Below are 10,447 nucleotides of genomic sequence, written 5' to 3'. Positions count from 1 at the left end.
ACGGTCTCGATGTAGTTCTCGCCGCTGCACGCGTGGCTGAGCTTCTTGCGCAGCTTGCAGATGAACACGTCGATGATCTTGAGCTCGGGTTCGTCCATCCCGCCGTAGAGGTGGTTGAGGAACATTTCCTTGGTCAGCGTGGTGCCCTTGCGGAGCGAAAGAAGCTCCAGCATCGCGTATTCCTTGCCGGTCAGGTGGACCCGCGCGCCATCGACCTCGACTGTCTTGGCATCGAGGTTCACCGCCAGCTTGCCGGTGCGGATGACCGACTGGCTGTGGCCCTTCGAACGGCGCACCACGGCGTGGATGCGGGCGACCAGCTCTTCGCGGTGGAACGGCTTGGTCACGTAATCGTCGGCGCCGAAGCCGAACGAGCGGATCTTCGAATCCATCTCGGCGATGCCCGACAGGATCAGTACCGGCGTCTGCACCTTGGCGACGCGGAGCTTCTTCAGCACGTCGTATCCGTGCATGTCTGGCAGGTTCAGGTCGAGCAGGATGATGTCGTAATCATACAGCTTGCCGAGGTCCAAGCCCTCTTCGCCGAGATCGGTCTGATAGACGTTGAACCCCTCGGTCGTGAGCATCAGCTCGATCGCCTTGGCCGTCGTCGGCTCGTCCTCGATCAGCAACACGCGCATGTTAGGTCCTTCGTCAGTATGGCCGCTTATGTGAAGAAGGTTGGCTAAAGGTCGTTTGACTCTTTCGTCCGAAAAACACCGCTGTGTTGCTCCCTCCGAGCCGGTAGTCGACCCTCCTCGAAAGGCTTCATCCTTGCAAAGTCCGCGTTGGCTCCTTACGCCCAACGTTGATCGCGCACTCAAGGGAGGACCTTGATGGGTTTATCGCGGCGATCTTCCATCATCGGCCGACAACCCGTCGCTCCCCCAGCACGGCGAGTATGTCGGCGGGGCTATGCGCCACCCATCAATCTCTTTCATTCGGAGGGCTTCCACCGACGGTCGCTTTTGATACGGTCACGTCATAAGCATAACGGGGTAACGCGGTAGTGACGGGTCAAAACGAGGCTGGCGCAACTGCGCCTCGCGGGAAGGCAGCTGACCAGGTTGGCGGCCTGAGCTCGCATGAGCACCGCATGCTCGATCTGATCGTCGACGGCTATTCGCTGATCAAAATAACTGGCGAGTTGGGTCTCTCCCTGGAAGAGACGATGGAGATGAAGGCGGCTTTGATGAAAAAGCTCGCGGTTACGACAACCGCCGATCTCGTTCGGATTGGGCTGTACGCCCAGGCGGAAGCGGGTCACTGACTTGGGAGTAACCTTCGCGGAGCGCCAGCAGACATGTCGTCCAGACATTACCGCATGACCGAGATTGGCATAAGACCCGAGAAATACCTTCAGCGCGGAGGTCAACGGGGTGACTATCCACTGATAGCCGCCAACAACGGGGAAGACGCGTCCCTGCCTAGCGGTGATGATAGGGTTGTACCGCAAGCCTCGGGACCAGGGCAGCCGGCGCAACGGCCCGCGTTTGGCGCATGAGGGGCATGCGCGACGAGTTTGCGCCTCCCCGCCGGCGCGCAATGACCGGCGCCCGAAACGGCATGCAGAATATGGCTCCATCTGCATAGCGCTAAACCATCATGAGAGTGTCGAAATCAACAAAAGTTAGTTGCCATTGGGAAATTTGCGTCATCGATGCTTCTAGGCGATTGACTTTATTTGACTTTTTAACGTCTCATCTATTACGGTACGGACGATCTAACGATGTAGGCTGCCCCCTAACATTGGTAACCTGCGACATCAGCTTTGGTCGAGCGCTGAACATGCATGATGCAAAGTTTTTCCCCTCATTGACGATCGGCAAACGGATTCGGATCGCCCGTAAATCGAAAGGCTGGACATTGGACCAGCTCGCACGGAGACTGGGCATTTCCAAGGTGTCGATCTCGTGTTGGGAGAATGATAAGTCTCGACCGCGTGCATCAAGGCTCGTGGAATTGTGCGCGATACTCGATCTGCCTAATGAATTGCTTGTCGCCGAACGGATTGAAACAGTAAACGACTCCAAGCAAGCGGCGACCGTGGTGGAGCACTCTCAGATCACGATCGCCCAGAAGCTAGGTGCTCGTCCGATCGACGTTCAGATTAATGTTTCGTTCGGTGGCGCCCGCGACTGGGAGGGAGCCAGAATCTCAGGTCACCAATTCCTCGCGCTGGGAACCGAACTGCGTCGCGAGCAGCAACGCCTCAATTGCAGGATCGTAGATCTCGGGATAAATTCCGCGGGAAAGAATAAAATACCTGACCTTCGAGCCGAGCTGGAGCGCGTGAACGACGAACTCGACGCATTGCACGCAGCATACACTGGTGTCGTCAAGCGTGCGAAGGGTGACTAGAGTCGACAGCGTGGAAGCTAAACACTCCGCTTTTGCGAAGCTTAACTGCCCTACAATCGATGGTCGCGACGGCTGTGCCTAAGGGGGACCGCGAGACCGTAATATGATAGCCCGACAGTATCATGAATAATCCTTGCAGTTGGGCCTAACCATGCAACAACAGTGACTTGAACAGGCACATCTTGGCCAGCCTAGGGTTTTGTAAAATGCGAGGGTTATAACGAGCAGTCACGGAGCGCCGAGGCTGGTGGTAGAGAGCAGCGGCCAGCCTTCTGAGCATGCCCACCTCTTCCGTATCGAATCCAAATCGGATCGGCAGGCTCGATACCGAGCGAGCCGTCGATTCCCAGGACAGGGCACTTACCAAGCCAATCTCAGATGCTATCATACGGTATCCCTCGCATTCGTCCGTAAGGATCCAGCAACGATCAGGCACTCCCAAGCCCGATCGTGACAAGATTCCACGTTATGAAATTGCTCAAATGAGCAATGAAGCATCGCTGATACAGGCGGCCGAGCCTGTGCCGGAATGGGACCGGAACGCTTAGTTCAGCGATGCTCGCTTGTGGTACCCCCCTAAATTCGTTAGCACTTTGTTTACCTTGTAAGGGGGCGAGTCGCCGCCGTTGGACACGGAAAGCAAGCCGGGTCTAAGTCAAAATTAACGGTCGCAGCCGCGCAAAGTCGTGAGTACCCATCTGTGAAAGGATTAGTCATGAAGAAGATCGTTGCTTTTGCCGTCGCCGCCTCAGCTTTTTCGGCTCCCGCAATTGCCGCCACTACCGATTCTGTGAACATCTCGGGCGTGGTTGCTCCGGTGTGCGAGCTCACTGCTCCTGCCGACGTTACCAATCTATCGCTCAATGCCGGGGCCGAGACCGGTCTCGGTCAGGTGGTCTTCCAGTGCAACGACCCGCAGGGCTACCAGCTGGCGCGTTACGCCGTGAACCAGCAGTTGGTCGACATCAGCGGCGGTGGCAGCAGCACCACCTATGCGTATGAGATCAAGGACCTCTTCAGCGGCCCCAACTACGGCCCGCCGCTCAGCAGCGTCGGTTCCTTCCAGAACGTCAACGGCATCCGCCAGGTGAGCACCGATCCCGACTATGGCGTGGGCGCTCCGGCGGCCTTCGGCGTCGCGGTCCGCGTCGGTCAGCGCAATGGCCCGGGCTTTGCCGGCACCTACGGCGACACCATCCGCTACGAAGTGACTGGTCAGTAATCGATCGAAGATGAGGGGGTCGTTTCGGCCCCCTCATTTTTTGCGGGGATCGGGGCGGCAATCACTCGTGTCTATAGCCGTGTTCTTCCCTCTGTTGGCGCAGGCATTGGTCCTCGGACCTGGCGCGCCAAGCGACGACGTCCAGATCGCGGGCCCGGTTCCGGCAGAGTGCACAGTCTCGCTGCCTCAGGATCGCGTGGCGATCGATTTGCACGATCGAGGATCGCAGTCGCTCGGGTCCATTTCCTACACTTGCAACGATCCTGACGGGGTCGTGCGCACGGTGAGCTCGGAAAACGGCGGTTTCCTCGTTCAAGACGACTACCGCATCGCCTACGAATTCGAGGAGCGAGGCGACAATCCGCCGGGTTTCCAGTCTCGACAACTCTCGGCCCCGCTGATCAGTCAGATCGGCGGCGGCGACTTGGTACTCGGGGTCACGCAGGAGTTACGCGCGGTGATTTCGGTGCTGCCCCGGGAACTGGCGGCCGGGGAATATTCAGATAAGGTGACTATAGAGATATCGCCGAACTGACGGTCGAGCTCTTGGGGGGCACATGAACTTACTTCTGAGGATTGCGACGGCATGCGTGGGCATTGCCGGCTTTCACGGCGCGGCGCTTGCCAGCATCCGTGTGCAGCCAATGTCATACGACCTGGGCGCGAGTGGCGCCGAAACCAAACAGGACGTGCGGGTCGAGAATACCAGCGACCAGCCGATGCCGGTGGACATCATCGTCCAGCGGCGGGAAATCTTGCCTGACGGCACCGAGCGGCGGACCCCGGCCGAAGACGACTTCCTGATTTTTCCGCCCCAGGCGATTGTTCCCGCCAACTCGTTTCAGACCTTTCGCGTCCAATACATCGGGGATCCGCTGCTGGCGCAGACCAAGTTGTTTCTCATCACCGTGTCCCAGTTGCCGGTCAACACCTCCGAGACCGCTGCCAACGGCATGCAGTTCCTGTTCAACGTCGGGACCTTGGCGGCTGTCTCGCCTCGCGATGCGGTGGCCCATGTTCAGGTGGTCTCGGTTCGCCCTGCCGAAAAGACGGGGCTGCTTCAAGTGACGGTCAGAAATGACGGCAACCGTTACGCTCGCTTGCGCAATGGAATTTGGACCGTGCGGGGAGGAGACGGGACCGAGGTGGTGCTTGATGATCGGACGATCCGCAGCGCTATCCAGCAGGGGTTGATCGAACCTGGCACGGAACGGATCATCACTCTACCGGTGGAGCCTAGCTTCCGGCGCGACGGTGCCAGCGTGACCTTCAAGCCGCGGGAAATCGGCGCGGAGTGACCTCGCGCTGGCTGGCCTCGACCTGCCTGGCGGCGCTGGCGGTCGCGGCGTCCCCTGTGCTTGCGCAGGATAGAGCGCCCGCGCGCCTCCAAACCAGGAACGGCGGTCACGACGCGTCGCCGCGGCGCGTCAATCTGAACGTTTCCCTTACCGTCAATGGCTTGCCGGCGGGTGATGTACCGGTCGAGACGGACACTAGTGGGTACGCGGCGGTCAACGTTGACCAACTGCTTGCCCGGATATCGCCGATCGTCGATCGCAGCGTAGTCGACATGATCCTACAGCGCGCCGCGGGCCGCTCGATGGTGCCGGTGAGCGAATTGGCCAGCGATCGCCTAGTGCTCGAATTCAGCATGGCGACGTTGCAATTGACCGCTACCGTGCCCACCGAGGCGCGCGCGACGAATGTGGTGTCGATTGCCAATCAAACCCCCGCGCTTGTCAACACCCCCTTGCCGCCCAACAGCCCGACGGCGGGCATCACCGTATTTCTCGGCCAGCGATTTCTGAGCGACAAACGCTTCCACTTCGACCGTCAGCCGTTCACCGCCCTGGTCGAAGGGTTCACTAACATCGGCGGTGTCGAAGGGCTCAACCTGCGGTTTCTGACTGGATACCAGGAAAACGGCTCGTTCGTACGGTCACGGACCACCCTGTTCCACGACGATCCCCGGAGCGCGATCCGCTATTCGCTAGGGGACATCGATCCCCAGACCTTTGGCTCGTTCGCGCCCGCGACTAGCGTTCTCGGGATTGGAGTCGAGCGGCTTTATCAAGAAATCCAACCCTACCGTAATATTCGCCCGAGCGGGCAGGGTGCGCTGTCGCTTGATCGCCCCTCGCGCGTCGATGTGCTGGTCAACGGCACCATTTATAGAACGCTGAATCTCGCGCCCGGCCGATATGATTTGCGAGACTTTCCGTATCTCGACGGTTTCAACGATGTGCGCCTGGTCGTGCAGGATGACGCCGGCCGACAGGAGTCGATTGTAGTATCCTTCTTTTCGGACGCGACATTGCTTGAACCGGGACTATCGATCTTTTCCGCGACGGTCGGCTTACCCCGTACTCAATTCGCTCCCTTCACCAACACGGGCTACCGCGATGAACCGGCGATCAACGGATTCTATCAACGCGGGATCACGGACAATCTTACACTGGGAGGATCGATCCAGGCCGACCGCCGCAACGGTTTACTGGGCGCGCTTGCTGTGATCGGCTCGCGTATCGGCACGTTCGCGTTCGAAAGCTCGCTGGACTTTGCGCGGGACGAATCGCTGCAATGGGCGGCGGTCGGCAGCTACCGGTTCAACCTGCCGACCGAGACCAACCAGCTTCGCGCGATCGACGCCCAGGTGATCTATCGCTCCCCGCGCTTTTCGCCCATGTTCGAGGTATTCGGGCAGCGCACCCAATACAGTCTCGAGACCAACTTTCGGGTGCAGACGCCGCTGGCGGAAAAGATCTACGGCACGTTCGGCGGGGGCTACAGCCGGGCGCGCACCGCCGCCAGCGACCTGTGGACCGCGAGCGCGGGCATTTCCCGCACTTTCGGCCGCTTCGTTGCGAACGCGAATTACACGTTCAGAAAAGACTCGCTGGGGACCGATCACCGCGGGCTCTTTTCGATAAGCATACCGCTGAGTTCGCGCCAATCCGCGCGCGCAAGCTATGACACCCGCCGCAACCGGACGCGGCTCGATTACGATCTCCAGAGCCTGGAAGAGCTCAACTCGACCCGCCTGCGAGCCTCGCTCGGTCGGGACGACCTGGGATCCGAAGCCTTCGTCGATGCGGAGCACTTCTCCAACCGGTTCCGTGCCGGCTTTAGGCATGAGTATTTCAACGAATCCGGATTCACCCAACAAATGACCGATCTCGCGCTCACCTTCGGCGTCGGCTTCGCGGACGGGCAACTTGCTCTCGGCCGCGAGGCTGGCCGCGGCTTCGTCATCGTCGATGGGCATCCAACGACGGGCGGTGCACCGATTCTCGTCTCGAGCCGCAGCACGCTCGGCCCGGTCGCCCGTACCGGCCCGCTGGGTCCGGCGCTGGTTCCCTTACAACGCGGGTATCGGCCTGAATCATTGGTAGTCAAGGTGCCCGACTTACGTCCGGGCTATGACATCGGATCCGGACGGTTTGATATCCTGCCCGGGGCGGCGAGCGGCTATCGCTGGATAATCGGTTCCGCGGCGTCGAATCTGGTGATCGGTCAACTGGTCGGGCACGACGGCGCTGCGCTTGCCTTTGTGGCGGGAACGCTCCGGCCGATCTCAGGCAAGGAGGCGCAACCGGTGCCATTCTTCACCAATCGAACCGGACGGCTGGTCGCCCAGAGGGTAGCGCCGGGACGGTATGCGATCGTACCCAACGGATCCGACACCGCGGTCGGCGAGGTCACGATTCCCGAGAATGCCACTGGTCCGATTGAGATCGGCGTGATCACCATGGACGGAGCAGGGACATGAAATATTGGCTATTTGCCGTGCTTGCCGGTTGCGCTGCCACCCCCGCGATGGCAGAAACGTGCGTGTTAACAGCGCAGCCCGGCGCGTCGGCGCGCGTTTCCTATGATCCGTTTGCCGGGGCACCGACCGAGGCTGAGGTGGTCATCATCGTCCGCAATTCAGGCGCCGAAGCTTGCCAGGCGCGCATTTTTCTCACCCCCATCGATGGGTCGGCCACACTTCAGTTGAACCAATATCGGCTGAACTACGAAGACCGACAATTCCGCGGCGCGAGCCCGCGCGGCGGCCAGTTCGGTCCCTATCCCATTTCGGTCCCAGCCAACGGCAGTGAAACCCTGCGTATCTCGCTGCAGATTCCCGCAGGCCAAGTGGTTCCTCCCGGCACCTATCTCTCCGAATTGACGACCCGCGCACTGTCCTCCTCAGCTTCCGGCGACCCGTCGATCATCGACGGGCCGAACCTCTCGCTCCAGGCCGATGTGGGAGCGCGAGCGCTGGTGAACATCGCAGGCACTACTGCGTCGTCGATTCATGCTGGGGGCATGGCGCCGGCCAAGGTCGACTTCGGCGAAATCGTCCAGGGGGCGACCGAGCGCGTGTTCGTCAACGTATGGGCCAACTCGTCAGTCAGCATCACGCTCAGCTCAGAAAATGGCGGAGAGTTGCGGCGCGACGGAACGGATCCGATTTCGCCGATCCGCTATCAGACCACATTCGATAAGCAGGTCGTTTCGCTTAGTGCGCCGTATCGCACGCAGCGTATTCCACCGTTAAGCGCGAGCGGTGCCAACTATGAGCTAGCTTTCACGCTGCTCGATCCGGGGCGTCTCGCCGGCATCTATCGCGACACGGTGACAGTGACGATCGACGAGAACTGACGCGTCTTAGCGCCGCGTTAACCACACCCGCGCAGCCCGCGTTAGCCATTGCAGTCCTAGAAGACCGGTCCGTTGTTAGGGGTGGACCGATGTCCAAGCGAGTTTTGCAAGTTGCGTTGGCCGGCGCGATGATCACTGTCAGTTCGGCAGCGGCCCACGCCGCTTCGATGCGAATTTACGGCGTGGTGCCGGTGTCGTGTGCCGCCGAGATCGTGGCAACGGAATTAGAGGAACGGACGCTGACGCTCTCGATCCGCCGCAATTGCAACACTTGGCACAGTGTTGTCATTCATGGGGACAAAGCGGACACGCTGGGAGAGATCGCGGTGAGTTACAACGGGAGTCCAGCAGGACTTTTTCACCGCGAAGCTGTGTTCCCCCAGTCACAACGCTACTTTGATGGCGTGGACGTATTGACCATTCGAACGACGGCGGGCGACACAGACGAGCTTACCAATTTCGCCGCTTCGCTAAGGCTCGATCTCGAGGCGGATTGACGGACGAAGCCATTATGTTGCTCGGCGTCGTCGATCTGGATTGGACCAGCTATTACATTTAACTCGGGTATTTCTTCGGTCCCGGGAGTTGATCCAAGGTCTTGCGAGGGGCTGAGTCACCTCTTCCACCGGAAAGGTCACACTGCCCGATTCAACGATCGCGACCACGATTAGGAGGGTGCACCAAACGCATCCTATGCATACGGATGAAGGTCAGGTCCGAAAACCTCGACAATCCTCTATGACGTGCGTGATATGGTCGTCGGAAGGCAGATCAAGTGACTGAATTTAGCACATTTGCAGACATTCAGTTCCGCTCGGTCCACCACGTTGGCCACCTTACGTTTTGCGGGGCGCGCACGTTGGCCCCCACTTCCCTCTGTTCGTCAGTTGAGAGCCGCCGGTGTCCTATGCGGTCCAAGGCCGCTTGAACAATCCAAGGGTTGATCTGCCAGCGAACGCGCTTCCCGTCGGTGGGGTATTTGAGGTGAGCTCGCCCCAACTCCTCAAGTACTGCGTCCGCTCCGTTGCGAACTGACTTCCAGATAACCGCGGAAATGCCTCCGTGCTCACTGCCGCGGGCTGCGCGAGCGGTTTCGATGGCTTCCAGGGAAGCGTCTCCCCCATTGGGCGATGCGCGAGCACTGATTTTCCGTCACAATTCGCAAAGGCACGCTGGGTCGGGAAGCGCAGAAGTAGTCTAGCGTGCCATACCAATGCCGGAACCATCCGCGCCCTTATGACTTTAGGCCGGATGGAAACCCGCATCCTCGTCGCCTACGCCCTGATAATCGTAATGGCCGCGGCACTTGTCGGGTTCGCTGTTTACGCGAGGCGCAAATGCCAGGCGCACCGGAGAAGGATGCGCGGATCGCGCAGCTATCCAATTAGTCCCATCACGAACCGCACCGTCTAGTACGCGGTGGGCACCAGGGCCGCGCACAGCAGCGTCACTGCTTCAAGTTCTGTTCGATCCGGACGGCGCATGTCGCCAGCTAGGCTCATTGAGATGCTGTTGGAAAGTCTGTTTTCGTGCGAGCGCGGCTGGAAGCCGACTGGCAGCAAACGGCCCAAGACGTGACATTCAGCTTGTTTGTTGAGAAGTCCAAGTAGCCCATCTTCAACCGCCACGCATTATTTCATGCAAAAGGAAATTCGGCGCGCGGGGATTACGGGGACGCGACCACGGTTTAATCATGTTGCGCAAATTTCGGCGGGCATGTGACGAGTCGCATCCCTGCCGAGCGGCGGCGTCTTGATATCAGCCATTGTAGAGACTTGACGGTAGAATCGGGTTGAAGTCGAGCAAACGGTGCAAAAAAATTTTGCGCCTAGCTTTGGCGAGTTAAGTACTCTCATATTTCGCCCCGGGGGTGCGAGCAGACCTGAATGGAACCGCCACTGATGAACGCGTCAACCTCCACACCACGTCCCCCGGGGGGTGGGTAGGCGATCGTCGAGACGTCTGTCAGTTTTGTCAGTGCAGCGGGACTCGACTGTAATGAGACGTTGCGAGGCCGCGTGCGGACCTCGCGGATGACGAGTGGTTCAAGTTTGGTCAATCCGATCGACAAGCCGCATCCTGCCAGGTCGATGGTATAGATTGTAGCGGTGGATGTTTGGCAAGGTCGTGTTCGCTGCGGGCCGCCGGGAAGCGCTGCAAATCGGATCGGAAAGTGGTAACCAGTGTGGGAACCAGTGCAACTGGAGGTCAAAAAAA

The 10,447-nt window shown here is 59.6% G+C and carries 10 protein-coding genes; 8 read left to right on the top strand and 2 right to left on the bottom strand.

All coding sequences use genetic code 11. The features are described 5' to 3' along the window. Window positions 1-641, bottom strand: a 641-nt coding sequence (gene ctrA, locus ELY12_RS09770) for a response regulator transcription factor CtrA (RefSeq protein ID WP_164549473.1), incomplete at its 3' end; no start/stop codon positions are given. 455 nt (window positions 642-1,096) lie between these two features. Here ctrA and ELY12_RS14325 point away from each other — a divergent pair. The 8 genes from ELY12_RS14325 to ELY12_RS09735 all read left to right on the top strand — a co-directional run bounded on the left by ELY12_RS14325 (window position 1,097) and on the right by ELY12_RS09735 (window position 8,727). Continuing rightward, entirely contained in the window at window positions 1,097-1,270 is a 174-nt protein-coding gene (locus tag ELY12_RS14325; protein ID WP_164549472.1) for a response regulator transcription factor, read from the top strand. 518 nt (window positions 1,271-1,788) lie between these two features. Then, complete coding sequence (locus ELY12_RS09765; RefSeq protein WP_164549471.1) at window positions 1,789-2,361, top strand: helix-turn-helix domain-containing protein; 573 nt, start codon at window positions 1,789-1,791, stop codon at window positions 2,359-2,361. A gap of 715 nt (window positions 2,362-3,076) precedes the next feature. Next, window positions 3,077-3,583, top strand: coding sequence for a hypothetical protein (locus tag ELY12_RS09760; protein ID WP_126176523.1), 507 nt, complete (start codon window positions 3,077-3,079; stop codon window positions 3,581-3,583). A 79-nt stretch (window positions 3,584-3,662) separates the two neighbouring features. Next, the gene (locus ELY12_RS09755) at window positions 3,663-4,118 is read left to right on the top strand and encodes a hypothetical protein (protein ID WP_126176522.1); all 456 of its coding nucleotides are present in this window, start codon (window positions 3,663-3,665) and stop codon (window positions 4,116-4,118) included. A gap of 22 nt (window positions 4,119-4,140) precedes the next feature. Further along, window positions 4,141-4,881, top strand: coding sequence for a fimbrial biogenesis chaperone (locus ELY12_RS09750; protein WP_126176521.1), 741 nt, complete (start codon window positions 4,141-4,143; stop codon window positions 4,879-4,881). Beyond that, window positions 4,878-7,352 (top strand): fimbria/pilus outer membrane usher protein, encoded by a 2,475-nt coding sequence (locus ELY12_RS09745; RefSeq protein ID WP_126176520.1) that lies wholly within the window; start codon window positions 4,878-4,880, stop codon window positions 7,350-7,352. Before ELY12_RS09750 ends, ELY12_RS09745 begins: the two co-directional genes overlap by 4 nt. Beyond that, window positions 7,349-8,230: a hypothetical protein gene (locus ELY12_RS09740; RefSeq protein ID WP_126176519.1), complete on the top strand. Its 882-nt coding sequence runs from the start codon at window positions 7,349-7,351 to the stop codon at window positions 8,228-8,230. The genes ELY12_RS09745 and ELY12_RS09740 overlap by 4 nt, the downstream gene beginning before the upstream one ends. Before the next feature lie 89 nt (window positions 8,231-8,319). Beyond that, entirely contained in the window at window positions 8,320-8,727 is a 408-nt protein-coding gene (locus ELY12_RS09735; protein ID WP_126176518.1) for a hypothetical protein, read from the top strand. Between the two features lie 912 nt (window positions 8,728-9,639). Here the strand turns inward: ELY12_RS09735 and ELY12_RS09730 are convergent. Beyond that, on the bottom strand, window positions 9,640-9,858 hold the full coding sequence (locus ELY12_RS09730) for a hypothetical protein (protein ID WP_126176517.1): 219 nt from the start codon (window positions 9,856-9,858) through the stop codon (window positions 9,640-9,642). Window positions 9,859-10,447: the final 589 nt, after the last annotated feature.

The organism is Tsuneonella rigui, from assembly GCF_003958625.1.
Lineage (GTDB): Bacteria > Pseudomonadota > Alphaproteobacteria > Sphingomonadales > Sphingomonadaceae > Tsuneonella > Tsuneonella rigui.
The sequence above is the reverse complement of the archived record's forward strand: the minus strand, read 5'-3'. Positions and strand labels throughout refer to the sequence as shown.